Origin of the sequence: Phenylobacterium sp. LjRoot225 (assembly GCF_964252855.1) — a bacterium.
Taxonomy (GTDB): domain Bacteria; phylum Pseudomonadota; class Alphaproteobacteria; order Caulobacterales; family Caulobacteraceae; genus Phenylobacterium.
The window spans coordinates 761,779-786,484 of the sequence record NZ_CAXUPL020000003.1; the positions used below are offsets into that span (position 1 = coordinate 761,779).

The window sequence follows — 24,706 nt, forward strand, 5'->3', positions numbered from 1 at the left end:
CCGAGGCGGAGATCCTGGCGTCGGCGCCAGGCTTTTTTGTGCGGCGCTTGACCGCCTTGCTACTTCACGCGTTGTTCGCGAATGATGCTCGGAATGGTTGTGAGGGCAGAAGCGTGAGCTTTTCCAACAATCTGGTGGCGCCGGGCGCGAGGTCCTCCCATGCGCCGCACAGCGGTTCGGACGTGGCGGGACTGGTCGCCGTGATCCGCCGGCTCGCCGTCGTTCCGACCCTGACCGAGACCACGGAGATCGTCACCCAGGCGGTCCGGTCGCTCCTGAAGGCCGACGGCGCCACCTTCGTCCTGCGGGACGGCAACCTCTGCCACTACGCCGACGAGGACGCCGTCACCCCGCTCTGGAAGGGCCGGCGCTTCCCGATGACCGCCTGCATTTCCGGCTGGTGCATGACCCACAACCAGTCGGTGGCGATAGCCGACATCTATGCGGACGATCGCATTCCGCACGACGCCTACCGGCCGACCTTCGTGCGCAGCCTGGCGCTGGCTCCGGTTCGCCGGGGCGAGCCCTTCGCGGCCATCGGCGCCTACTGGTCGCGTAAGCACAAGGCGAGCGCGGACGAGCTCGACCTGCTGCAGACCATCGCCGACGCCTCGGGCCTGGCGATCTCGGTGGCGCAGCTTGCGCCAGTGGCCGAGGCGCGGCTGGCGGCGGCGGCGGCCGAGGCGCGTTATCGCGCGGTCTTCAACCAGGCGGCGGTCGGCGTGGCGCGAGCCGCGCTTGATGGCCGCTTCCTCGAGGTCAACGAGCGCTTCTGCCTGATCACCGGCTATCAGGCCTCCGATCTGCGCGACCTCACCTTCGCCCAGATCACCCATCCCGATGACCTTGCGCGGGACCTTGAGCAGGCCGCAGCCCTGGCCGCCGGCGCCATCCAGACCTATTCGACGGAGAAACGCTACATCCGCCGGAGCGGCGAGCCGGTCTGGGTCAACCTCACGGCCTCCCTGGCGCGCGAGTCCGACGGCGCCGCGGCCTATTTCATCGCCATCGTCGAGGACATCTCCGAACGGAAGGCGGCCGAAGAGTCGGATCGGGCGCGAGCCGAGGAATTCTACGCCCTGGCTGACAACATCCCGATCCTTTGCTGGATGGCCTACGCCGACGGTCACGCCTATTGGTGCAACCGACGTTGGCACGAATACACCGGCATCAGCCCGGACACGCTGGACGGCGGGACCGGGGAGGGTGTTCACGACCCAGAATTCCTTCCCATCGTCCGCGAACGCTGGAGCCGCTCGGTGGCGACCGGCGATCCCTTTGAGATGACGTTTCCGCTCAGGCGTTACGACGGGGTGTTCCGCCCCTTCCTGACCCGGATCGTGCCGATCCGCGGCGCGGATGGCCGCATCACGCGCTGGTTCGCCTCCTGCACCGATGTCGCCGACCAGCAGCAACACGAAGATCATCTGAAGCTGCTGATCAACGAGCTGAACCACCGGGTGAAAAACACCCTGGCGACAGTCCAGTCGATGGCCGCCCAGAGCCTGCGCGGCGCGGTCGATCCCGAGGACGCGTTCGCCCGGCTGGAGAGCCGGCTCCTCGGCCTGTCGGCGGCGCACAACATCCTCACCGAACGCAACTGGGAGGGGGCGACGCTGGCGGAGGTGGTCGAGCGGACGCTGGCGCCCTTCGTCATGCATGCGCCGGAGCGCGTGCGTTGTGCGGGCCCCGAGGTCTGGCTGGCCCCGCAGGCGGCGGTGGCGCTTTCGCTGGCCGTCCATGAGCTGGCGACCAATGCGGTGAAGTACGGCGCGCTCTCCGTCGAGCTGGGGCGCGTGGAGGTGTTCTGGATCATCGCCGAGAAGACGCTGACGATCACCTGGCGGGAAGCCGGCGGCCCGGCGGTGGTCCAGCCGAGCCGCAAGGGCTTTGGCTCGCGGCTGATCGAGCGCAACCTGCCGCGCGAGCTGGGCGGCTCCGCCACGCTTAGCTTCGAACCCGGCGGGCTGGTGTGCCGGATCAGCATGGCCATGTCGAAGCTCTGAGGCCGCTCAGCCAGTATTGTCGCCTGCGGCGACGGGCGTCGGTTCGCCGAACCGATGCGGGTCGTCGCCGAGCGCCAGGCGCAGCTTGCCGATCTCGGGCGCGGTCTCCAAGGCCTCGACAAGCTGGTAGAAGGCCTCCTTCTCGTCGAGGGCGTCGCCCTTGGACAGATGGTCGGCGACCAGGTCCTCGAGGCGGCTGATCAGGGCGTTGGCGGCGACGAGCGCCTCGCCTTGGGATGTGTCGGTCATGCCGAAGGGACGCCCGTAGGCCGAGATGGTTCCGCGCCGGTCAATCTCTTCCACCTGCCCGGCGGCGACGCGGGCATTGCTCGCAAAGGTCGTGCGACCCCGTGACATATATACTTTTGCGTGCGGCTCGATCAGACTCAAGCCCAAGGTAGGGACCTGAGGCGGATGTCCGACACCGAGCGCAAGCGCCTTGAGGCGCTGCTGTCCTATCGCATTCTCGATACGGAACCCGAGCCGGCGTTCGACGAGATCACCAAGCTTGCGGCCCATATCTTCCAGGCGCCGATCGCCATCGTTTCGCTGCTGGACGGCGAACGTCAGTGGTTCAAGGCCCGCATCGGCCTGGAGATCACGGCGGCCCCGCCCGACGCCTTCTTCAGCCACGTGCTGGAGCTGCCGCCCAACGGCGTCATGGTCGTTGAGGACGCCCGCCAGGATCCGCACTTCGCGGTCAGTCCCCTCGTCACCGGCGCGCCCTTTGTCCGCTTCTACGCCGGCGCCATGATCACCAGCCGCGAGGGACGCCATCTGGGGATGCTCGGCGTCATCGACACCGTACCCAGAGCGCGGCCGTCGGACGCCGAGCTGGACTGCCTGCAGAGCCTGGCCCGGCGGGTGGTCGATCAACTCGAGGGCGGGCGCGCCGAGCGCGACCTGGCGGAGCAGCGCCGGCTCCTGACCATGACCGAGGCGATGTCGGCGGTCGGTCACTGGCGCCTCGACCTGAAATCCGGGGCGATCACCTGGTCGGACGAAATCTATCGGATCATGGGCTGTCGCCCCGAGGGGCTGGACACGGGAAACCTGCAGGCCCTGTTTGAGACCTCGGCGCCCGAAGCGCTCACGGATTTCCATAAGGCCGTGAACGCCCGCACGAGCTACGACGAGCACCGGCGGGTGCGGCGCCCGAACGGCGAGTTCCGGGAGGTGCATACGCGCGGCGTCTGCGAATTCGACGAACGCGGGGAGGTGATCGGCTTCCTGGGCGTGGTGCAGGACATCACGGACAGCCAGCGCGCGTTCGAAACGCTGCAGAAGAGCAAGGCGCGCTACAAGCTGCTGGCCGAGAACATGGCCGACGTGATCACCAGCATCCGGTTCGACGGATCTTCAGACTATGTCTCGCCCGCCGTTCATGCCCTCCTCGGCTATCGTCCGTACGAAATGGCCGGCGGCCACGTGCAGGATTTCGTCTATCCGGACGACCGGCCGCTGATCCTGGCCACCATCGCCGAGCTGGCGGCGGGCCGGGAGGAAGCCACCCTGCAGCACCGCGCCCTGCATCACGATGGCCATGTGGTGTGGGTGGAGACCCGCTTCCGGCTGGTTCGCGACGAGGCGGGACGGCCGCACGAAATGATCGCCGTCATCCGCGACATTTCCGAACGACGCGGCCTCGAAGAGCAGCTGGCGGCCACCGAGGCGCGCGCCAGCAGCATCATCGCCGACGCCCACATGGCGGTCGTCAGCCTCGACGAAGCGGGACGCGTCGTGGAGTGGAATCGCTCCGCTGAGCTGACCTTCGGCTGGCGCCTGGACGAAGTCGTCGGACAGGTCCTGCACGACATCCTCGTTCCGCTGCGGGATCGAGGCGCCTACGCCGCGAGGCTCGAGCAATTCAAGGCGACAGGCAAACCCACCTCCCTCAATCAACGCTTCGAATTCATGGCGCTGCGGAAGTACGGCCCGGAGATCCCCGTCGAAGCCGCCGTGAGCGCCACCTGCACGGCGAAGGGCTGGCGATACACCTCGCTGATGTATGACATCAGCGAGCGCAAGGCCCAGATGGAGGTCTTCGAGACCGCCTTCACCCACGCCTCCATCGGCATGGCCTTGGTCAGGCTGGACGGGGGCTTCAACAAGGTCAATCAGGCCTACTGCGGGATCTTGGGCTATTCGGAGGAAGAGTTGCTGGAGATGACGTTCCAGCAGATCACGCACCCCGACGACCTGGACGAGGATCTCGCTCTGGTGGACCGCCTGCTCAGGGGCGAGGTCCAGAGCTATAACCTCGACAAGCGCTACATCAGGAAGGACGGGCGCGTCGTCTGGGTGCATCTGTCCACCTCGATCGTGCGCTCGCAGACCGGCGAACCACGGCACTTCATCGCCCAGGTCCAGGATCAGACGGAGCGAGTCGAGGCTCAGGAGGCGCTGGAGCGCCAGAGGCAGGCGCTCGCCGCCATAACGGATCAACTGGCGACAGCGAAGGACGCGGCGGAAGCCGCCAACCGCGCGAAGTCGGAATTCCTCGCCAATATGAGCCACGAGCTGCGCACGCCGCTGAACGGCGTCATCGGCTTCTCGCGCCTGCTGGCGGAGAGCAAGGACCTGACCGACGAGGACCGGCGGCGGATCCTGCTGGTGCGTGGAGCCGGCGAGGCGCTGAACAGCCTGATCAACGACGTGCTCGACTTCTCCAAGCTGGAGGCCGGCGCGGTCCAGCTGGAGGCGCGGCCGTTCAGCGTGGGAGACATGATCTCCGAAGCGCTTTCGATGGTCGAGCCGCAGGCGACGGAAAAGACGCTCGAGCTGAATATCCTCGGAGAGGACCCCGGCGTCCTGGTGGGCGACAAATACCGCCTGCGCCAGGTGCTGCTGAACTTCCTGTCGAACGCGGTGAAGTTCACCGACAGGGGCGCCATCACCGTCCATCTCGCAACCGAGCCTCGGCCAGACGACCGCCTCTGGCTGAAGGTGGAGGTGGTCGACCAGGGCATCGGGGTGGAGCCGGAGAAGATCCCCCACCTGTTCCGACGCTTCTCCCAGGCGGACGGATCCGTCACGCGCACCTTCGGCGGCACGGGTCTGGGCCTCGCCATCTCCCGCGAACTGATGGAGTTGATGGGCGGCCGCATCGGAGCGTCGAGCGCGCTGGGGGAGGGCGCGACCTTCTGGTTCGAAGTCGAGCTCCAGCGCGGGCGGATGGCGCCGCGCCGCGAAAAGGCCGCGCAAGGGCGCGCCACCTACCCTGGACATCGCGTCCTCGTGGTGGACGACGTCGCGCTGAACCGCGAGCTGTTCCACGAGATGCTGCAGCAGCACGCCTGCGAGGTGCATCTCGCCTGCGATGGTCAGGAAGCCGTGGCGGCCGTGGCGCGCGAGCACTTCGACCTGGTGCTGATGGACGTCCACATGCCGGTCACCGACGGGCTGGCGGCGACCCAGGCGATCCGGGCGGCGGGACATACGCAGCTGCCGATCCTCGCCCTGACCGCCAGCGGGACGCCTGAACAGGTGGAGAGCTGCTTCGCGGCGGGCATGGACGGCCATCTCCTCAAGCCGCTCGCGCCCCAGGACCTGGAGCGCGCGCTGGCGCGCATCTTCGAGGGCGTGTCGGCAGGGTTGGGGCAGGGCGAGTCTGCCGAGCGCCGCGACGAGGAGCGGCAGGTCCAGGAGGCTTTCGAAACCTCCATGGGCCCCGCGATGACGCTCAAGCTCGTTCGCATGTTCCAGGAGCAGTTGACGCAGCGCTTCCTCATAGAGCAGCGGACGACCTTGCTGGAAGACGCGCACAAGGTCGCGGGCACGGCCGGCACGCTCGGCCTGTTGACCCTGGGCGAGGCGGCGCGGCGCCTCGAAGAAGCCTGCCGCGACGGCCAGTCGTTCGGCGCCGAGCTCGTGCGCATGCGCGCGGCCGTGCAGGACGCCGGCGGCGTCCTGCATTCCTGGACGGCGCGGTTGAGCGGCCTCGTCGACGCCTAGCAGCGTCCTGGAGTGAGAGGCCCTACCGGACGCTCGACCAGGGCTCGGAGAGCAGGGCGGCGCAGTTGATCAGGCCGACCAGGGAGTAGGTCTGTGGATAGTTGCCCCAGAGCTCGTCGCCGTCGAAGGAGATGTCCTCCGACAGCAGGCCCGCGGCCGTGCGCCGCCCCAGCATCTCCTCGAACAGAGTGCGCGCCTCGCCGCCGCGGCCGGAGAGGTGCAGGGCCTCGATCAGCCAGAAGGTGCAGAAGTTGAAAGCGGTCTCCGGCACGCCGAAGTCGTCGGGCATGGCGTAGCGCAGCATGAAGGTCCCGCGCCTCAGGCCTTCCTCGACCGCACGCATCGTGGCCTGCATCCGTGGATGGTCGGGCGAGCAGAAGCGCACGTCGACGAACTGGAGCAGGCTCGCGTCCAGCCCGTCGCCCTCGAAGGTCGCCGCATAGCGGCCGAGGTCCTTGTTCCACGCCCGGGTCTCGATGGTGTCGCGCACCGTGGCGGCGCGTTGCGACCAGTAGGCGGCTCGGTCGTCGAGGCCGAGCTTGGTCGCGGCGTTGGCGAGCCGGTCGCACGCCGCCCAGCACATCACCGAGGAATAGGTGTGCACCGCCTCGCGGCCGCGGAACTCCCAGAGGCTGGCGTCGGGCTTGTCGTGCAGCTCGAAGGCCCGTTCGCCGATCGGCTCCAGGGCGCGGAAGTCGTCCTTCGTCGCCGGCCGGAACAGTCGCTCGTCGAAGAAGGCCTGGACGGTGGACAGCACGATCTGGCCGTAGACGTCGTGCTGAAGGTGCTCGTGCGCCTGGTTGCCGACCCGCACCGGCCCCATGCCGCGATAGCCGGCCAGGTGCGGGGCGATGGATTCCGTCAGCACCGGCTCCAGGCCGACGCCGTAGACCGGCTGGACATGGCCGGCCTTGCCGTTCGCCGCGGCGAGCTCGGGGGCCGTCGAGGTCTCGATCGTCCCGGCCGGCGAGGGCGCGGGCGCCTGGGCGTCGCCCCGGCAGGCCTGGTCCACCAGGTTGCGCAGGTAGACCAGGTAGTTCTCCAGCATGTCCGCCGCGCCCAGCCGGTTCAGCGCCTGGACGACGTAGTAGGCGTCGCGAAGCCAGCAATACCGGTAGTCCCAGTTGCGCGCCTTGCCGTCCTCGTCGGCGTGCTCGGGGATGGAGGTGGTCAGGGCTGCGACGATCGCCCCAGTCTCTTCATAGGCGCAGAGCTTCAGGGTGATGGCGGCGCGGATCACCGCCTCCTGCCATTCGAGCGGCACGGAGAGGGTGCGCACCCAGCCGCGCCATTCGTCGAGGGTCTGGGCCAGCATGCGCTGGCAGGTGTGGGCGACGTCGCCGTCGAAGCTCTCGTCCGGCCCCAGGAACATCGCGATCGGCTCTTCCAGCCGGAAGGTGCGCTCGGCCTGGATGTGGCTGACCGGAGCGTCTGTGGTGAGCCGGAGCGTCGCCTCGCGGCCTACGTAGCGGATGTGGTTGGAGCCCACGGTCTGGGCGGTCGGCTTGGCGCCGTAGTCATCCGTGGGCCGCAGCCGGATGGTGATCCTCGGCGCGCCCCTGAGCGGGCGGATGATGCGGATGAAGGCCAGCGGCCGGTAGGTCCGGCCCTGATGGCGGTAGCGCGGGCAGAAGTCGGTGATCTCCACCGCGGCGTCGGAGCGGGTGGTGATCACCGTTCGCAGCACCGGGGTGTTGCGGTCATAGGCCTGGTCGATGCGCTGGGCGTCTTCGACCTGGATGTCCCACAGGCCCTGGGCCTCGGCCGACCCCGGCTCGCGGCCGCTGAGCAGGGCCGAGAAGAAGGGATCGCCGTCGACGCGCGGCACGCAGGCCCAGACGAAGCGGCCCTCGCGGTCGATGAGGGCGCTGGCGGTGCAATTTCCGATCGGAAACAGGTCGAGCGTCTGCTGCAATGACGGACTTTCCGGTTTTCGTGTGGATGGGGACGAGCCGCGGGCCCCCCCGATTTCCCGCTGACGCCCCGTTAAACGTTCATTGGCTATGCTTGGCTCCGAAGCTGTGCGAGACCCTTGCGCGTTCGCACGTCGCCGCCAACACATGAACCGACGAGGACCCGGATGATCCGCGCCCGCCGCGCACGCATTGTCGCCACCCTGGGCCCCGCCAGCTCGACGCCGGAGCAGGTGCGCCAGCTCGCCATGGCGGGCGCTGACGTCTTCCGGGTGAACTTCAGCCACGGAAGTCACGAGACCCACGCCCGGACCATTCGGGCCGTCCGCGAGGCCGAGGCGGCCGTCGATCGGCCGCTGGCCGTGCTGGCCGACCTGCAGGGGCCGAAGCTGCGGCTGGGCAAGTTCAAGGAGGACAAGGCCGCGCTGCACGCCGGCCAGACCTTCCGCATCGACATGAGCGGCGAGCTCGGCGACGCCACCCGGATCGGCGTGCCGCATCCGGAGGTCTTCGCTGCGTTGCGCGAAGGCGCCCTCATCCTGCTGGACGACGGCAAGGTGCGCCTGCGCGTCACCGCCCATGGCCCGGATTTCGCCGAGACGGTGGTCGAGGCCGGCGAGAAGCTCTCCAACCACAAGGGCCTCAACCTTCCCGGCAACGCCATCCCGATTCCGGCGCTGACCGACAAGGACCGCAAGGACCTGGCCTTCGCGCTCAACCAGGGCGTCGACTGGGTGGCCTTGTCCTTCGTGCAGCGGGCCGCCGACATGGCCGAACTGCGCCAGCTGGTGCAGGGCCGGGCCGGCGTGCTGGCCAAGATCGAGAAGCCCGCCGCGCTCGAGGTGCTCGACGAGATCCTCGACCTCTCCGAAGCCGTCATGGTGGCGCGGGGCGATCTGGGCGTCGAGCTGAACCCCGAGGACGTGCCGGTGGTTCAGAAGCAGCTGATCCGCGCGGCGCGCGACCGCGGCATCCCGATCATCGTCGCGACCCAGATGCTGGAGTCGATGATCACCTCGCCCGCGCCCACCCGCGCCGAGGCCTCCGACGTGGCGGGCGCGGTCTACGAAGGCGCCGACGCCCTGATGCTTTCGGCCGAGACCGCGGCGGGATCCTATCCCTTCGAAGCGGTCGCGATCATGGACCGCATCATCGTCCGTGTGGAGAAGGATCCCCGCTGGCCCGAGCTGATGGCCGCCGAACACTATGTGGAGGCCTCCGACGCCCTGGTCGCCGCCGCCACCCAGGCCGCCGACATCGCCCACACCGCCTGCGTCGCGGCCTTCACCGCGACCGGCCAGACCGCGTTGCGGTTGTCGCGCGAGCGGCCGCTGACCACCACCCTGGCGCTGACGCCCAACCTGGCGACCGCGCGCCGCCTGGCGCTGGCCTGGGGCGTCGAGCCCCGGGTGGTGCCGGACATCCTCAATCCCGAGGACATGCCCAAGCTCGCCGGCGAGATGGCGCTGTCGATCGGCCTGGCCAATCCGGGCGACCGGGTGATGATCCTGGCCGGCGTGCCGATGGGCTCCCCCGGCGCCGCCAACATCCTGCGCCTGACCCACGCCCCCAGGCGTTGAGGCTGATGGCGGGTGCTCCGAACGCCCCCTCCGTCTCGCTGCGCGAGCCACCTCCCCCGCTGCGCGGTGGAGGAGCTGGCCGTTAGATGCTCCACCGCTTGCGGGGGAGCTGTCGGCGAAGCCGACTGAGGGGGCGTTCGGCGCATGAGGCTGACGGCAGGACTGACCCGATGATCGAGATCTTCCCCACCACGGCCGCCGCGGCGGAGGCCGCCGCCCATGGGATTGCGCGCCAGCTGTCCGAGGGCCTCAAGACCCGCGGCCGGGCCGGCCTGGTCGTCACCGGCGGGCGCTCGCCGGGGCCGGTGTTCGACCAGCTTCGCCAGGCGCCGGAGATCGACTGGGCGCGGGTGGTGGTGACCCTTTCGGACGAGCGTTGCGTCGGCGAGGACGATCCGGCCTCCAACGCGCGCGCCGTGCGCGAGCGGCTGCTGGTCGGCGAGGGGACCAAGGCCCACTTCCTGCCGCTGTGGCCCGAGCCGGACCCGGCCGCGCTCGCCGTTCTTCTGCCGTTCGACGCGGTGATGCTGGGCATGGGCGAGGACGGCCACATCGCCTCGCTGATTCCCGGCGACCCAGGGCTCGCCGCCGCAATGGACCCCGCATCCTCCGCTTTGACCGTTTCCGTGCCTGCGGGGCTGGGCAAGCCGCCTTTGCCGCGCATCAGCCTGACACTTTCGGCCCTGCTGCAGGCCCGCGCCGTCTTCCTTCTGGTGGCCGGCGAGGCGAAGCGCGAAATAATCGCGCGGGCCCAGCTTGGCGCCGACCTGCCGGTCGCGGCGCTAATCGCTCAGACACGCGTTCCTGTCAGGGTCCTCTGGTCCCCGGCTCACGAGGTTTAATCCATGCATCCGGTCACCGCCGAAGTTACTGAGCGCATCGTCGAGCGCAGCCGCGAGGTTCGCGCCGACTATCTGGAGCGGATGCAGGCCGCCCGCCATTCCGGCCCCGGCCGCGCCAAGCTCTCCTGCGCCAACTGGGCCCACGCCTTCGCCGCGGAGGACGACAGCGCCAAGTCGCGGATGCGCGACCCGACCGCGCCCAACGTCGCCATCGTCTCGGCCTATAACGACATGCTCTCGGCTCACCAGCCGCTGGAGCGTTACCCGGAGATCATCAAGCGCGCCGCGCGCGAGGCCGGCGCGACCGCCCAGTACGCCGGCGGCGTGCCCGCCATGTGCGATGGGGTGACCCAGGGCCGGCCGGGCATGGAGCTGTCGCTGTTCAGCCGCGACGTGATCGCCATGTCGACGGCGGTGGCCCTCACCCACGACGCCTTCGACGCGGCCCTGATGCTGGGCATCTGCGACAAGATCGTGCCCGGCCTGTTCATCGGCGCGGCCGCCTTCGGCCACCTGCCGACCATCTTCGTGCCCGGCGGGCCGATGAGCTCGGGGATCTCCAACGCCCAGAAGGCCCGCACCCGCGCCCTCTACGCCCAGGGCAAGGCGACCCGCGAGGAGCTGCTGGACTCCGAGATGAAGTCCTACCACGGGCCCGGCACCTGCACCTTCTACGGCACCGCAAATTCCAACCAGATGATGATGGAGATGATTGGGCTCCATCTGCCGGGCTCGGCCTTCGTCAGCCCGAACACCCCGCTGCGCGACGCCCTGGTGGCGGCCGCGCCGAAGCGGGCGGTGGAGATCCGCGACGGCGGCAACGAGTACATTCCCTTCTCGGCGGTGGTCGACGCCAAGAGCATCGTCAACGCCTTGGCCGGCCTGCTGGCCACCGGCGGCTCGACCAACCACACCCTGCACCTGGTCGCCATGGCGCGGGCGGCGGGCGTGCTGCTCACCTGGGAGGATTTCGACGATCTCTCCCGCGTGACCCCGCTGATCGCCCGGGTCTATCCGAACGGGTCCGAGGACGTGAACGCTTTCCACGCCGCCGGCGGCATGGCCTATGTCATTCGCCAGCTGCTCGACGCCGGTCTCGCCCACGACGACGTGGTGACGGTCGCCGGCCAGGGCCTGCGCCGCTACCAGCAGGAGCCCTTCCTCGACGGCGACCAGCTGGTCTGGCGCGACGGCGCGGCCGCCTCGCTCGACCGCGACATCCTGCGGCCGGTCGACGATCCCTTCCACGCCGAGGGCGGGCTTCGCCTGCTGACCGGACCGCTCGGCCGCTCGGTGATCAAGACCTCGGCGGTCAAGGCCGAACACCTGGTGATCGAGGCGCCGGCCCTGGTGTTCGAGGACCAGGACGACCTCTTGGCCGCTCACGCCCGCGGCGAGCTGAACCGCGACTTCATCGCCGTGGTGCGCTTCCAGGGGCCGCAGGCCAACGGGATGCCGGAGCTGCACTCGCTGACGCCGCCCCTGGGCGTCCAGCTCGACAAGGGCTTCAAGGTGGCGCTGGTCACCGACGGCCGGATGAGCGGCGCCAGCGGCAAGGTGCCGGCGGCGATCCACATGACCCCGGAAGCCGCCGCCGGCGGCCCGCTGGCCTATGTGCGCGACGGCGACATCCTGCGGCTCGACGCCGTCACCGGCCGCCTCGAGATCAAGGTCGACGAGCGGGAGCTCAAGTCGCGCACGCCGGCGGTGGCCAAGCCGGCTGGTTTCGGCTACGGCCGCGAGCTGTTCGGCTGGATGCGCCGGGTCGCGGGCCCGGCGGACGCCGGCGCCTGCACCCTTTTCGAGGCCGCTTGATTTGAAACCGCAGTTTGAAGGCCTGGTCGGCGACGTGGGCGGCACCAACGCCCGCTTCGCCCTGGTCGACAACCAGGGCCACATCCGCCATCCGCGCAGCTTTCCGGCCCGCAACTATTCCAGTCTCGGCGACGTCATGGCCGAATACCTGGAGCAGACCGCCGGCCGCCGGCGCCCGCCCCGGGCGGTGATCGCGGTCGCCGGTCCGGTGATGGACGGCGAGATCGAGTTCACCAACCTCGACTGGCAGATTTCCGAGGGCGACCTGCTGGCCCACTTCGAGTTCGAGGCGGTCAAGCTGATCAACGACTTCTGCGCCCAGGCCATGGCCTGCACCCTGCTGGAGCCGGACGACCTGCGCGCGCTGGGCCCGACGCTGCGGCCGGGCTCGGATTGCCCGCTGGTGGTGCTGGGCGCCGGCACGGGCTTCGGCGTCGCCGGCCTGGCGCGCGGGGACCGCGGGGACATCGCCATCGCCACCGAAGGCGGACACGCCGGCTTCGCCCCCTTTGACGACGTCGAGGCGGAGGTCTGGAAGCAGCTGAAGACGCGCCACGGCCGGGTCTCCATCGAGCGGCTGCTGTCCGGTCCAGGTCTGTTCGATCTCTATCGCGCGCTCGCCGACATCGAGGGCGCCAACGCCGAGCTGGCGGACGACAAGGCGGTGATCGAAGCATGCAACGCCGGCGATCTACGGGCCGCGGCGACGGTCGACCGGTTCTGCGGCATCCTCGGCTCGGTGGCGGGCGACCTGGCGCTGACCTTCGGCGCCCGCGGCGGCGTGTTCGTCTCCGGCGGCCTGGCGCCGCGCATCGCCGAGCGGCTGGCCTCCGGCCCGTTCCGCGCCCGCTTCGAGGACAAGGGCCGGCTCAGCAGCTACGTCGCCCAGATCCCCACCTCGCTCGTGCTGCACCCCTATCCGGCGATCGTCGGAGCTGCGCGCGAGCTCGCCCAGATGGAGCGGCTATGACCCTCGACCAGATCCTCGTGCGGGCGCCCGTCGTCCCGGTCTTGATCATCGACGAGGTGGCCGACGCCGTTCCGCTCGCCCGCGCCCTGGTCGCCGGCGGGCTCTCGGTGCTGGAGATCACCCTGCGCACCCCCGTGGCGATGGCATGCGTCGAACGGATGATCGGCGAGGTCGAGGGCGCGGTGGTCGGCGTCGGCACCGTGCTGACCGCGGCCCAGCGGCAGGCCTGCGCCGACATCGGGGCGGCCTTCTGCGTCAGCCCCGGCCTGATCGCCGACTCGCCCGCCGACGGTCCCGTCCCCCTGCTGCCGGGCGTCGCCACTGCGACCGAGCTGATGGCCGGCCTGGCCCTGGGCTATGAGCGCTTCAAGCTGTTCCCGGCCAATGTGGCGGGCGGGATCGACGCGTTGAAGGCCTTCGCCAGCCCCTTCGCCCAGGCCAGGTTCTGCCCCACCGGCGGGGTCAACGCCAAGAACGCCGCCGACTACCTGGCCCTGCCGAACGTGATCTGCGTCGGCGGCAGCTGGGTCGCGCCCGTCGACGCTGTGAAGGCCGGCGACTGGGACCGCATCGCCCAGCTCGCCCGCGAGGCGTCCGCGCTCGCCCAGCCGGCGGCGGCGCCCACGGAGGGGTAGGGCTTTCGCGGGGAGGGTCGGATCACCGCCCGACGAACACCCCGGCCCGGCGCTCGCCCACCGCCTTGACGCCCTCGGCGAAGTCCTCGGTGTCGCGCAGGATCGACTGCTGGGCGTGTTCGCGCTGGGTGGCGGCGCGGAAGGCCTCGACGAGGCCGGCGCGCAGGCTCTTGCGGGTCGCGGCGACGGCCAGCGGCGCGTTCTCGGCGATCTCTTCCGCCAGCCGCAGGGCGGCGCCGCGCAGGTCCGCCGCCGGCGCGATTGCGTCGGCCAGGCCCCAGGCCAGCGCCTCCTCGGCCTTGATCCGCCGCCCGGTCAGCGCCATCAGGCTGGCCCGCTGGGCGCCGATCAGCCGGGGCAGGGTGTGGGTCAGGCCAAAGCCCGGATGGAAGCCGAGCTTGACGAAGTTGGCGCTGAACCGCGCCTCAGGGCTCGCCACGCGGAAGTCCGCCACCAGCGACAGGCCAAGGCCCGCGCCAACGGCCGCCCCCTGGATCGCCGCCACGATCGGCAGCTCGGCGGCGAACAGGCGCAGCGCCTGTTCGTAGAGGGCGGCGATCGAGTCCATGCCGGAGACGCCCTGCGGATTGGCCAGGTCGGCGCCGGCGCAGAACACCTTGCCCTCGGCCTGCAGCACCACGGCCCGGCAGTTGGCGTCGAGGTCCAGCCCCTCCAGCACGTCGGCGATGTCGCGCAGCAGGTCGACCGAGACATGGTTGGCGGGCGGCCGGGCGAAGGTCAGCACCGCCACATGGCCGATCCGGTCGACGGCGAGGTGGTCTGTGGCTTGGGTCATCGGCGGCGGCGCTCCCTGTTCGGCGCCGCAGTCTTACGAGCCGGCCGGGCCGGGCGGCAAGACGCCTCTAGTGGCTGCGCATCCCGACCAGCCGTTCGCGCAAAACGGCGGCGAAGCGCAGCACCACCATCTGCTTGGCTTCGGGCAGGTCGGCCGCCCGTTCCTCGAAACGACCCGCCGCATAGGCGATGCAGCCCGGCCGGTCCGACGGCAACTGCTCGCGGATGAAGGTGTCGACGAGCCGCTCCAGCCCGGCGCGCTCGCCCGGCGCCAGACGCGTCAGCAGCTCACCGTCGTCTTCCCACCCGCGCAATTCGCTCTCCCTCGGCAATGGCCGGCGACGAAAGCTGTCGTCGCGCAACGGCCGATCTATGGCGGCCCTCGATGACACTCCCTTGACGCACGACTTGCCCCGATCGGCCGACGAGGCCACATCGAAGGATGCGACGCCCGCCAGGAAGAGCCGCCCGATGACGCCCGAAGACCTTGCCCGCCAATTCACCGAGATGCAGCGGGGGACCCTGCCGGGCGAGCTGGGGATGGTCTGGGAGGCGGTCGAGACCGGCCGGGTGCAGGGCCATCTGGTGGTCGAAGCCCGCCACATGGCGCCCAACGGCTTCCTGCACGCCGCCTCGGTGATCGCCCTGGTCGACACCGCCTGCGGCTACGGCTGCCGGGCCAGCCTGCCGGACGGCGCCAGCGGCTTCACCACGCTGGAGCTCAAGTCCAACTTCCTGGCCAGCGCCAGGCCCGGCGACGTCGTCGGCTGCGAGGCCCGCCTGGTCCACGGCGGCCGCCAGACCCAGGTCTGGGACGCCGAAGCGGTCAACCGCGCCAGCGGCAAGACCATGGCCGTGTTCCGCTGCACACAGATGGTCCTTTATCCGCGTTAGAGGTGCTTGCGCAGGCGGGGCCGTATGAGTAGGTTCCGCGCCTCGCTCAGCGGGCCCCCCTCAAAGGTGGCCCCGCACCCGGCTCGGAGAGGTGGCTGAGTGGTCGAAAGCACCGCACTCGAAATGCGGCGTACTCGCAAGGGTACCGTGGGTTCGAATCCCACCCTCTCCGCCATAGCCGCCGATTGTGCAAAATTCTGCGGGATGGCTGCCTATGCATCGCCGATCGCCGTAACGCCTGAGCGACGAACTTCTAGATCGACCTAGTGGGGCTTCCGCGCAGCCTGCTCGGCGCCTGCAAGCTTGTCGAAGAGCCAAGCCAGGCCGGCGTCCGGCATGGCGGCCGCCGGAGCGACGGCGTTGAGCCTGAAGTCGCCCAGCAACAGCGGCGGGTCCACGCCCACCACCCCGAAACGCGGCGCGTGCGCGGCGGCGAACCGCCTCGGCAGAGCGGCAATCAGATCGGTCTCGGCAATGACCGCTATCGCGAACATGAAGTTGGGGACGGTCAGCGCGATCCGCCGCGAATAACCCTGCTTCGCGAGAACCTCGTCCACGAAGCCATGAGGATCGCCGGCGAGCGAGACGACCAGGTGTTGCATTTCGCAATAGCGTTCGAGCGTGAGGGCGTCCGCGAACGGATGTCCGGCGCGCATGGCGACGACGAAGTCCTCTTCGTAGAGGGTTCGCTGGTGGAAGCGGGCCGGAATGTCGTCGCTGGGAATGATCGCGATGTCCATCGCGCGGGCTTCCAGGTCGGCGAAGACGGCGCGCCAGGCGCGCTCGGGTGCGGTTTCCCCCTGTGTGGGCGACAACTGGCGTAGGCCGATGTCGATGCCGGGGGCGTTCTGGCGCAGCGCTTCGAGCAGCGGAGGCAGGAACACGGCCGAGACGCCGTCCGGGGCGCTGATGGTGAATCGGCGCGTGGACGTGGCGGGATCGAACGGCTCGGCGGTCGAGATCACGCCCCTCACCCGCGCCAGGATGTCAGCGACCGGCGCGGCCAGCTCCGTCGCGCGGTCGGTCGGGACGACGCCCTTCGGGGTTCTCACGAACATCGGGTCGTTGAGCAGCCGGCGCAGCCGGCCAAGGCCGTGGCTGACCGCCGACGGCGAAAGGTTCAGCCGATCGGCCGCGCGGCCGACATGGCGCTCCTCCAGCACCACCTCGAAGAGGACGAGGAGATTGAGGTCGATGCGGGATAGATCAATGTTATTCAGCATATCGATGAAATCATATCACTAGATTCAGCATGAAGGGATTGCGATCTCCAGGGTCAAAGCGAGGCCGCCGACAGCGGCTTCGCGCTCTCTGGAAGCCAGATTGTCGGGAACGACCAATGCCAACCTCACGACGTTCAGTTCTCGCCGCAGCCGGCGCGGCCGGCCTCGCATCGCTTACGACCGGCGTTTCAGTCCAGGCGGACGAAAGCTCCGTAGTTGACCAGGCGGTCGCCGAACTCGTGCGGCGATCCGCGGACTCGAATGCCGCGCTCATGCGTGGCGACATCGACAGATATCGGGCTTTGGTCACGCTCGCCGACGACTTCACGCTGATGTCGCCGTTCGGCGGAACGCCCACGCGCGGCTCGGACATGACGCGCGAACGCTGGCAAGCGATGGGGCGGTTCTTCAAGAACGGCGCGCTGGAACAGGAGGTGGTCCAGGCCTATGGCTCGGCCGACATGGTGGTTCTGGCGATCATCGAGCGCGGCCACGGCGAGGTCGGCGGCCTGCCGGCCCAAGACTGGTGGCTACGCGTGACTCTCGTCTATCGTCGCGACGGGTCTGAGTGGAGGCTGGCTCATCGGCATGCCGATCCTCTCGTCAGGGCATCGACCTGGACCAGGCCGCGGCGCTCGCCGGCTGACCTGCCCATTCTCTTGATACGGCATCCAAGGGTCTTTCTATGGAACTCTCTCAACTCTTTCTGTTGCTGTGGGCGGGACTCGTATTCTGGGTGCTGGGCCAGATCTGGTTGGTCCAGATCGTTGTCTATCCGCTCTTCGCCCAGGTCGGCGAGGCGGAGTATGTGGGTTATCATCGCTTCTATTCGCGGCGCATCCCGCTGCCGGTGATCATCCCTGGGTTTTCCAGCTTCATCCTGCCGGTCGCGCTGGCCTTGTTCGGCCCGGCCGTCCCGTTCTGGATGTCCGCGGCGAATATCGCCACGGGCGTCGTCGGCCTGCTGGTCACGGTGCTGCTCGAGATTCCACGCCATGCCCGGCTGGAGAAGGGCGGCAAGAACAACGCGACCATCGCCGAGTTGGTTCGCTTCAACTGGCCGCGCACGCTGTCGATCAGCGCCCAGTCCGTCATCGCCTTGCTCATGCTGATTCACGTTTTCGGCGTCGCCTGACAAAGCGGCCGCAGACTGCTTGAGGGCGCAGGATGGGCCGAGGCGGTCGGGCTGACGAAGCGGATGATCACCTCGACCGCAGGCCCTCGTGTGACCAGATGACCCAGCGCGGCGCGCGCATGGAATGTCATTCGACAACTTGGCGGATGTGCGAGGGCGCTATCAGGTCTGCTCACGGTCGTTCCGCGGGGGAAGGCCGGATTTCTTAGATTATTAGAGTTGCTCGCCGGGAGGTGTAGCCTTGTACCTGGTTGTCTCAAGCTATGATCGAAATGAATCGCGATCGGAGGCCTTTGATCGGGATGTGAAGGATAGTTCGATCACGCGTATTATCGACGTATTGATCGCCGTGATGATGTTGATCTTCTTTTCGCCACTCATCTTGCTGACCGCGCTGGTAATCTGTCTGCAGGATGGCGGGCCGATCTTCTTCGGTCACACCCGCGTCGGGCGCGGCGGCCGCACATTCAAATGCTTCAAGTTCCGCTCCATGGTCGTCGATGCGCAGGCGCGGCTTTCCGGCATCCTGGATCGCGATCCGGTGGCGCGTCGGGAATGGGCGGCGAACCAGAAGATGCGGGTCGATCCGCGGGTCACCCCTTTCGGGGCCCTGCTGCGGAAGGCGAGCATCGACGAGTTGCCCCAGCTGTTCAACGTGCTGCGCGGCGAGATGAGCATGGTCGGCCCGCGGCCCATCGTGCGGGCGGAGGTCGTTCGTTACGGCCGCGCCTACGCCTACTATTGTGCGGTGCGGCCCGGCATCACCGGCCTGTGGCAGGTGAGCGGCCGCAACGACCTTTCCTATCGCCGGCGCGTAGCGCTTGACGTCCTCTATGCGCGCACCCGCTCGCTGGGGCTCGATACGTCGATCATGCTGCGGACCGTTCCGGCGATCCTGTTGCGCAGGGGCGCGTGCTGAGGCCCCGTCGCGGCGCGTTCTAGCCGAGGACGCCCGTCTTCTGCAGCTGTTCGAGGGTCGCCCGGTCGACGCCGGCGTCGCCTAGCAGCTCCATCGTATGCTCGCCCTTGAGCGGCGCGCGGCGCGGATGGGCGGGCCGGGCCGAGCCGTCCACCGAGACCGGGCCGGTGACGAGCTGGACCTTGGTCCCGTCGCTGACCTCGACATCGAAGAAGTGGCCGTTGGCGATGACCTCCGGGTCCTCGGCCACCTCGCTGATCGACTGGATGAATTCCCAGGGGGCGTCCCAACCGGCGAAGGCCTCGCCCCAGCTGCGCGCCGGCTGCTCGGCGAAGATCTCGGCCAGGACGGCGTGGAGCTCGAGGCCGTGCTCGGAGCGCAGGTCCACCGAAGCGTAGCGTGGATCCTGCGCCAGCTCGGGGCGGCCCAGGCGCTGGCACAGTCCCGGCCAGTAGCGGTCGGGGTCCAGGAACATCAACTGGATCCAGCGATCGTCGGCGCAGCGGTAGGCGCGGGTCAGGGGCTGGCGGGTGACGTTGGAGTTCGCCACCCGCTCATTATACCCGGGGACCTTCGACATGACGATGTCGGCCGAGAGGATCCAGGTCGCCGTCGACAGCAGGGAGACCTCGATCAGGGAGGGCTCGCCCGTGCGTTCGCGGCGGAACAGGGCTGCGGCGATGCCGAGCGCGATATTGGTCGAGCCGGCGTGGTCGCCCAGCGCCGGCCGCGGGCTGATCGGCTGGGCCGCGCCCTGCGGGCGCAGGGCTTCGGCGAAGCCGCCCCGGGCCCAGAAGCAGGAGGCGTCATAGCCGGCGCGGTTCGCCTGCGGGCCGCGGAAGCCGGTGCCGTTGCCGCGGACGTAGATGAGCTTGGGATTGTGCGCGCGCAGCGCCTCGACGCCGAGGCCCAGCCGCTCGATGGCGTCGGGCCGGATGCTGGTGAGGAAGACGTCCGCCGTGGCGATCAGCCGGAGGAAGACCTCGCGTCCCTCCGGCGTCTTGAGGTCGACCGCCAGGCTTTTCTTGCCGCGGTTGTTCTGCTCCATGGCGAGGTTGGCCGACGCCGTCTGGCGGCCGTCGTTGATCTTCAGCGACCGGTAGGGATCGCCGCCCTTCGGCTCCTCGATCTTGATCACTTCGGCGCCGAGATCGGCGAGGATGGCCCCGCCGCCGGGCACGAAGACGAACTGCGCCAGCTCGACGACGCGCACGCCGGCGAAGGTGGAATTGTCGAGCGTGTCCATCCGAGCGCGCCTCCCAAACCGCCGGTTCTGAACGGGCCCGGAGGACGGCGACGCCTCGCAGGTTCGGCCTCGAGGGCGCGACGGCGATGCGCGCCAACCCCGCAAGCAATAGCTCGGATTTTCGCGCCGTCGCAAGGCGCGCCGCGAAAATTACCAAGCGCTTGCTAGGATGCCCGTTCGGGCTTAGCGTGAACGCCGATTGCGCCCCTCGGGCGTGCGGGCTCCTGGAGTTTTCCAGAGTTTTGATGAGCGCGGCCCGGCGGCGCAACGCGGCTTGCCAGTCCTGCCGGACGTGTCGGACGCGCCAAGCGCGGGGTGAACGGGTCAGCCTAGGGAGAGAACAGGATGAGTGTCGCCGAAGACCTTGACGTTAACCGGGAAATTGAAGCCGCGCCGCGGGTGGCGGACTACGTCGTGGATTCCGATGTCCATGTGACGCCGCCGCCGGGCATGTGGGCGCAATATCTCTCGCCGCCGTTTCGCCAGCTGGCGCCGACGGTCGAGTCGGACGGCGAGGCCGACTACGTCGTCTTCGAAGGGAACCGGCGCAAGGTCAACCTGATGCAGTCGCAGGCCGGCCGGTCGGTCGACAAGTACAAGAACACCGGCAAACTCTCCGACATGCGGGTCGGCGGCTGGATGGCGCCCCAGCGCCTGAAGGACATGGACCGCGACGGGATGGACGTGGGCGTGATCTTCGGCGGCGGGCCGCTGCAGACCGCCAACTACGATCTCTGGGTGGACAGCTATGGCGGCTACAACCGCTGGGTCGCCGACTTCTGCACCCACGACCCGCAGCGGCTGAAGTGGGCCGCCTTCATTCCGATGCTGGATGTCGACCTGGCGATCGCGATGATGCGCGAGGCCCGCAAGGCCGGCGCGGTGGCGGTGAACATCCCGGCCTTCCCGCAGTCGGCCTCGGCGTTCAACAAGAAGGACTCGCAGTTTCAGGCGCTCACGGGTGACGCCAATTCGGTTCGCCAGTACCGCGATCCCGAGTTCGATCCGTTCTGGGCGGCGGCGAGCGAGCTGGACGTGGCGGTGACCTTCCATCTCGGCGCGCGCGTGTCGCGGTTCAGCGACAAGATCAACTTCCTGCCGGACATCGTCATGGGCAAGCCCGCCATGCTCGAGATGGTCGGGATCATGATCTACGGCGGGGTGTTCGACCGCTTCCCCGACCTTCGCATCGGCCTGATCGAGTCCGGCGTCGGCTGGATCCCCTGGGCGGCCAACTACATGGACCGCACCTGGGACATGCAGCGGCATTGGACCGAGTGCGACATCAAGCACCCGCCCAGCTACTACTTCGACCGCAACGTCTACGCCTCCTTCATCAGCGACCCCATCGGGGTGGAGCTGCGCCATCATCCGGGCGGCAAGAACATCATGTGGTCGTCCGACTATCCGCACTCGGAGACCACCTTCCCGCACTCGCACGAGGTGATCGCCCAGAACTTCAAGGGCGTGCCGCCGGCCGAGCGGGACTGGATCATCGCCGGCTGCGCCGAGAAGTTCTACGGCCTCGGCTAGCTAGCCGAGGCGTTGAGGGCGGCGAGGCCTCATGCGGGCCTCGTCGGCCTTGCCCTCAGTTGCGAAAGGTCGCCAGGCCTTCGCAGGCCTCCCGCGGGATCGGCTCGGCCGCGCGCGCCGGGGTGCGGACGGCCCCTAGGATGAAGCCGAGGTAGAAGTCGATGATGTCGTCAAGGCCGTAGGCGCCGGCGGAATCCGCGATGGACGCCTCCTCGTTGACGTACCAATCCGCCGCCGTGTTGAGCATCCGGACCACGGTCGAGATGGCCAGGAAGATGTCGAGGTCCGGCCTGAACAGCTTGTCGGCGATCCCGTCCTGCAGCACCGAACGCCACGCGTGATAGGCGCCGCGTTTGGCCTCGACGATGTAGGCGAATTCCTCGCGCTGCCGGAACAACCGCCGCTCGTTCGAGAGGATGGCGTGGACCTCCTGATTGCGGGTCAGTTCGCCAAGGTCCAGCAGGATGAGCGCGATCAGCCGGTGTTCTGCATCCACGGGCGCTTCAGCGATCCGGATGGCGTTGTCCCGCATCTGCTCGACCGCGTCGCGGACGATCTCATGCAGCATTTCGTCCTTGGTCTCGAAGTGGTGATACAGACTTCCAGAAAGGATGTTCACTTCATCGGCGATTTGCCGGACGCTCGTCGCCTCGAAGCCAAGTTTCGCGAACAAACTGGTCGCCGCGCTCAAGATGAGGCCGCGCCGATCCGGCTGAGGTTGTTTCCCCTTGGGCTTGGCGGCCGGCCGCGCCGCCGGACGCGATGCGTCGCGAAGAGCACTCGCCTTGGCGGCCTTGCGGCGTCGGGGAATATTCGAGGCCATTGCAGTACGCCCTTTTACGAACTCGAGCCTGGGACGGTCGCCCTTCGGTTACTACGCCTAAGCTAGACCTTCCCTTAGCAAGGCCATGGCGTGATTGCGAGCCGAAGCAAGCCGCTGCTTTACTGGCGACGGCCATTGTTCGCTCATCGCGCGGCGATCACGCTTGACCCACATAGTGCCGAGAGTTACTGAACCAAGCGATTGCTACATATCGACGCCGCCGTGTCGAGGCGCTTGGTCCATGGCCGGCCCTGGGCTTTCGGCGCCGCTGCTGACTCCACGAGCCTCCAAGCCCATGCACCGCCAGGCGGGAGGCGAAAAACAAGGGGCGGTCAGGAGGAAGCATGAAGATCTGCCGGTTCAGCTTGACGTCGGACGCCGCCGCCCAGCCGCGTCTCGGTCTCCTGGAGGAGGGCGGGGTGCGCGACGTCACCGGGGCGACCGACGCCCTGCCGGCGCTGCGCTGGCCGCTGCCGCCGGGCGATCAGCTGATCGCCAACCTTGCCGAGCTGGCCCCGCGGATGGCGGCGCTGGCCTCGGACGCCCCGCTGATCCCGCGCGAGGCGGTCCGCCTGCTGTCGCCGGTGGCCAATCCCGGCAAGTTCGTCTGCGGCGTCGGCAACTGGTCGCACCACGGCGCGCCGCTGGGGATGATGGGTTTCCTGTTCAAGATGACCAGCGCCTCGGCCGGCGAGGGGGACGGGGTGCAGATCCGCTGGACCGACCGCACCACATTGCATGAGCCGGAGCTGGCCATGGTCATCGGCCGCGAATGCACCAATGTCAGCGAGGCCGAGGCCCTGGACTATGTCGCAGGTTACACCTGCGCCTTGGACATGACGATGAAGGAGGAGAAGGAGTTCTTCTCCTTCTGCAAGTCGTTCGACACCTACGGCGTCTTGGGCCCCTGCCTGGTCACCGCCGACGAGATCGCCGACCCTTCCGAGCTCGGCTACCAGTTCTGGATCAACGGCGAGCTGAAGGGCGAGCGGTCCTTCCGCGACCTAACCGGCAGCCCGGCCCAGCTGGTGGCCTTCGCCTCGACGGTGATGACCCTCTACCCCGGCGACGTGATCTTCTCCGGCGCCGCCGATGTGGGTCCCGTCGCGCCTGGCGACGTCATGACCCTCGAAATCCCCCGCGTCGGGCGCATGGACGTGCCCGTGTCCGTCTCGCCGCACGCCCGCGGCCACAAATCCTAGAGTTCGGAGGAACCCGCCATGAACAAGCCGGTGCTGAACAACCCCGCCGTCTTCGGCGGCCGCAAGGTGATCGACGTCGACACCCACCTGGTCGAGCCGCACGACCTTTGGACCAGGTTGGCCCCGGCGAAGTACCTGGATCGGGTGCCGCAGGTGAAGGTGGTGGACGGGGTCCGCTCCTGGGTGATCGACGGCGACAAGATCCTGCTGAAGGGGGCGATCCCGTCGTCGACGGTGACGAAGGAAAACACCAAGTGGCCGGGGCTGGAGTTCCTCAACCACCAGATCGAGGAGGTGCACCCGGCGTCCTACTCGACCCGTGAGCGGGTCGAGATGATGGACGCCATGGGGATCACCGCCCAGATCCTCTATCCGAACATTCTCGGCTTCGGCGGCCAGAACGCCGTGCAGGTCGACGAGGAGCTGCGGCTGGTCAGCGTGCAGATCTTCAACGACGCCATGGCCGACATCCAGCGCGAGAGCGGCGAGCGGATTTTCCCGATGGCGCTGATCCCCTGGTGGGACGTCGACCTGTCGGTGAAGGAGATCGAGCGCAGCCACGCGATGGGGCTCAAGGGCATCAACATCAACTCCGACCCGCACTACCTGATCCGCGCCGACGGCTCGCGGCTGCCGGACCTCGGCGACGAGCACTGGAACCCGATGTGGGAGGCCTGCGTCAGCCTCGACATGCCGGTCAACTTCCACATCGGCGCCTCGGAGCAGTCGATGGACTTCGTCGGCGCGCAGGGCTGGCCGGGCCTGCACTACGACATGCGCGCGGCGCTCGGCGGGGCGATGCTGTTCATCAACAACGGCCGGGTGATGGGCAACCTGATCCTCTCGGGCCTGCTCGACCGGTTCCCGAAGCTGAAGTTCGTCTCGGTCGAAAGCGGCATCGGCTGGATCCCCTTCCTGCTCGAGGCGATCGACTACGAGTACAAGGAGACCGGGGCCAACGTCGCCAAGCTGCAGCGTCTGCCCAGCGAGTACTTCAAGTCCAACTTCCACGCCTGCTTCTGGTTCGAGCGGCGCGACCTCACCCACACCATCAAGGCGGTCGGCGTCGACAACGTCCTCTTCGAGACCGATTTCCCGCACCCGGTCTGCCTCTATCCGGTCGACGACATGGACAAGGCCATGGCCGGCCTCACCGAAGAGGAGAAGGTCAAGGTCCTCTCCGGCAACGCCGCCAAGGTCTACAACATCAGGCTCTGAGGG

20 protein-coding genes, 1 tRNA gene and 1 pseudogene are annotated in these 24,706 nt (G+C 68.5%); 15 read left to right on the forward strand and 7 right to left on the reverse strand.

The genetic code is table 11. The features are described from left to right. Nucleotides 1-113 precede the first annotated feature (113 nt). Complete coding sequence (locus ACSQ2B_RS18830; RefSeq protein WP_436052162.1) at nt 114-2,006, forward strand: PAS domain S-box protein; 1,893 nt, start codon at nt 114-116, stop codon at nt 2,004-2,006. Nucleotides 2,007-2,012: 6 nt separating this feature from the next. On the opposite strand, the gene ACSQ2B_RS18835 is transcribed toward ACSQ2B_RS18830, so the two are convergent. Then, a complete protein-coding gene (locus ACSQ2B_RS18835) occupies nt 2,013-2,363 on the reverse strand; it encodes a hypothetical protein (protein ID WP_436052164.1) in 351 nt (116 codons plus the stop codon). A 57-nt stretch (nt 2,364-2,420) separates the two neighbouring features. Here ACSQ2B_RS18835 and ACSQ2B_RS18840 point away from each other — a divergent pair, with 57 nt between their 5' ends. Beyond that, nucleotides 2,421-5,960 (forward strand): PAS domain S-box protein, encoded by a 3,540-nt coding sequence (locus tag ACSQ2B_RS18840; RefSeq protein WP_436052166.1) that lies wholly within the window; start codon nt 2,421-2,423, stop codon nt 5,958-5,960. 22 nt (nt 5,961-5,982) lie between these two features. Here the strand turns inward: ACSQ2B_RS18840 and ACSQ2B_RS18845 are convergent, their stop codons facing one another. Further along, nucleotides 5,983-7,875: a glycoside hydrolase family 15 protein gene (locus ACSQ2B_RS18845; protein ID WP_436052168.1), complete on the reverse strand. Its 1,893-nt coding sequence runs from the start codon at nt 7,873-7,875 to the stop codon at nt 5,983-5,985. 165 nt (nt 7,876-8,040) lie between these two features. Between ACSQ2B_RS18845 and pyk the strand changes: the two genes are divergently transcribed. The 5 genes from pyk to eda all read left to right on the forward strand — a co-directional run bounded on the left by pyk (nt 8,041) and on the right by eda (nt 13,715). Next, entirely contained in the window at nt 8,041-9,453 is a 1,413-nt protein-coding gene (gene pyk / locus ACSQ2B_RS18850) for a pyruvate kinase (RefSeq protein WP_436052169.1), read from the forward strand. Between the two features lie 170 nt (nt 9,454-9,623). After that, entirely contained in the window at nt 9,624-10,295 is a 672-nt protein-coding gene (gene pgl / locus ACSQ2B_RS18855; RefSeq protein ID WP_436052170.1) for a 6-phosphogluconolactonase, read from the forward strand. 3 nt (nt 10,296-10,298) lie between these two features. Next, nucleotides 10,299-12,110 carry a phosphogluconate dehydratase gene (gene edd, locus ACSQ2B_RS18860; RefSeq protein WP_436052172.1) on the forward strand — a complete coding sequence of 604 codons (1,812 nt, stop codon included), beginning with the start codon at nt 10,299-10,301 and terminating at the stop codon, nt 12,108-12,110. Nucleotide 12,111: 1 nt separating this feature from the next. Next, a complete protein-coding gene (gene glk / locus ACSQ2B_RS18865; RefSeq protein ID WP_436052174.1) occupies nt 12,112-13,080 on the forward strand; it encodes a glucokinase in 969 nt (322 codons plus the stop codon). After that, nucleotides 13,077-13,715, forward strand: coding sequence for a bifunctional 4-hydroxy-2-oxoglutarate aldolase/2-dehydro-3-deoxy-phosphogluconate aldolase (gene eda / locus ACSQ2B_RS18870; RefSeq protein WP_436052176.1), 639 nt, complete (start codon nt 13,077-13,079; stop codon nt 13,713-13,715). The genes glk and eda overlap by 4 nt, the downstream gene beginning before the upstream one ends. 22 nt (nt 13,716-13,737) lie before the next feature. Here the strand turns inward: eda and ACSQ2B_RS18875 are convergent, their stop codons facing one another. After that, complete coding sequence (locus tag ACSQ2B_RS18875; RefSeq protein ID WP_436052178.1) at nt 13,738-14,511, reverse strand: enoyl-CoA hydratase/isomerase family protein; 774 nt, start codon at nt 14,509-14,511, stop codon at nt 13,738-13,740. Nucleotides 14,512-14,578: 67 nt separating this feature from the next. Then, nucleotides 14,579-14,872 (reverse strand): hypothetical protein, encoded by a 294-nt coding sequence (locus tag ACSQ2B_RS18880; protein ID WP_436052180.1) that lies wholly within the window; start codon nt 14,870-14,872, stop codon nt 14,579-14,581. Nucleotides 14,873-14,981: 109 nt separating this feature from the next. On the opposite strand from ACSQ2B_RS18880, the gene ACSQ2B_RS18885 reads away from it, so the two are divergent. Together ACSQ2B_RS18885 and ACSQ2B_RS18890 are read left to right on the forward strand one after the other, a co-directional pair. Beyond that, nucleotides 14,982-15,404: a PaaI family thioesterase gene (locus tag ACSQ2B_RS18885; RefSeq protein WP_436052181.1), complete on the forward strand. Its 423-nt coding sequence runs from the start codon at nt 14,982-14,984 to the stop codon at nt 15,402-15,404. An 85-nt stretch (nt 15,405-15,489) separates the two neighbouring features. After that, nucleotides 15,490-15,579, forward strand: a tRNA-Ser gene (locus ACSQ2B_RS18890). An 88-nt stretch (nt 15,580-15,667) separates the two neighbouring features. Here the strand turns inward: ACSQ2B_RS18890 and ACSQ2B_RS18895 are convergent. Continuing rightward, the gene (locus tag ACSQ2B_RS18895) at nt 15,668-16,627 is read right to left on the reverse strand and encodes a LysR family transcriptional regulator (RefSeq protein WP_436052183.1); all 960 of its coding nucleotides are present in this window, start codon (nt 16,625-16,627) and stop codon (nt 15,668-15,670) included. Between the two features lie 272 nt (nt 16,628-16,899). Here ACSQ2B_RS18895 and ACSQ2B_RS18900 point away from each other — a divergent pair. The 3 genes and pseudogenes from ACSQ2B_RS18900 to ACSQ2B_RS18910 all read left to right on the forward strand — a co-directional run. Then, nucleotides 16,900-17,160: pseudogene (locus ACSQ2B_RS18900) on the forward strand (hypothetical protein); the annotation flags it as partial. Nucleotides 17,161-17,312: 152 nt separating this feature from the next. Continuing rightward, nucleotides 17,313-17,762 carry a hypothetical protein gene (locus tag ACSQ2B_RS18905; RefSeq protein ID WP_436052635.1) on the forward strand — a complete coding sequence of 150 codons (450 nt, stop codon included), beginning with the start codon at nt 17,313-17,315 and terminating at the stop codon, nt 17,760-17,762. Nucleotides 17,763-18,003: 241 nt separating this feature from the next. Beyond that, nucleotides 18,004-18,681 carry a sugar transferase gene (locus ACSQ2B_RS18910; RefSeq protein ID WP_436052185.1) on the forward strand — a complete coding sequence of 226 codons (678 nt, stop codon included), beginning with the start codon at nt 18,004-18,006 and terminating at the stop codon, nt 18,679-18,681. A gap of 19 nt (nt 18,682-18,700) precedes the next feature. On the opposite strand, the gene ACSQ2B_RS18915 is transcribed toward ACSQ2B_RS18910, so the two are convergent. Continuing rightward, nucleotides 18,701-19,927 (reverse strand): CaiB/BaiF CoA transferase family protein, encoded by a 1,227-nt coding sequence (locus ACSQ2B_RS18915; RefSeq protein WP_436052186.1) that lies wholly within the window; start codon nt 19,925-19,927, stop codon nt 18,701-18,703. A gap of 345 nt (nt 19,928-20,272) precedes the next feature. Between ACSQ2B_RS18915 and ACSQ2B_RS18920 the strand changes: the two genes are divergently transcribed. Further along, nucleotides 20,273-21,460 (forward strand): amidohydrolase family protein, encoded by a 1,188-nt coding sequence (locus ACSQ2B_RS18920; protein ID WP_436052187.1) that lies wholly within the window; start codon nt 20,273-20,275, stop codon nt 21,458-21,460. 55 nt (nt 21,461-21,515) lie between these two features. Here the strand turns inward: ACSQ2B_RS18920 and ACSQ2B_RS18925 are convergent, their stop codons facing one another. Continuing rightward, nucleotides 21,516-22,283 (reverse strand): TetR/AcrR family transcriptional regulator, encoded by a 768-nt coding sequence (locus tag ACSQ2B_RS18925; protein WP_436052189.1) that lies wholly within the window; start codon nt 22,281-22,283, stop codon nt 21,516-21,518. A 344-nt stretch (nt 22,284-22,627) separates the two neighbouring features. Here ACSQ2B_RS18925 and ACSQ2B_RS18930 point away from each other — a divergent pair, with 344 nt between their 5' ends. Further along, on the forward strand, nt 22,628-23,485 hold the full coding sequence (locus ACSQ2B_RS18930; RefSeq protein ID WP_436052191.1) for a fumarylacetoacetate hydrolase family protein: 858 nt from the start codon (nt 22,628-22,630) through the stop codon (nt 23,483-23,485). An 18-nt stretch (nt 23,486-23,503) separates the two neighbouring features. After that, on the forward strand, nt 23,504-24,703 hold the full coding sequence (locus ACSQ2B_RS18935; protein ID WP_436052193.1) for an amidohydrolase family protein: 1,200 nt from the start codon (nt 23,504-23,506) through the stop codon (nt 24,701-24,703). Nucleotides 24,704-24,706 lie beyond the last annotated feature (3 nt).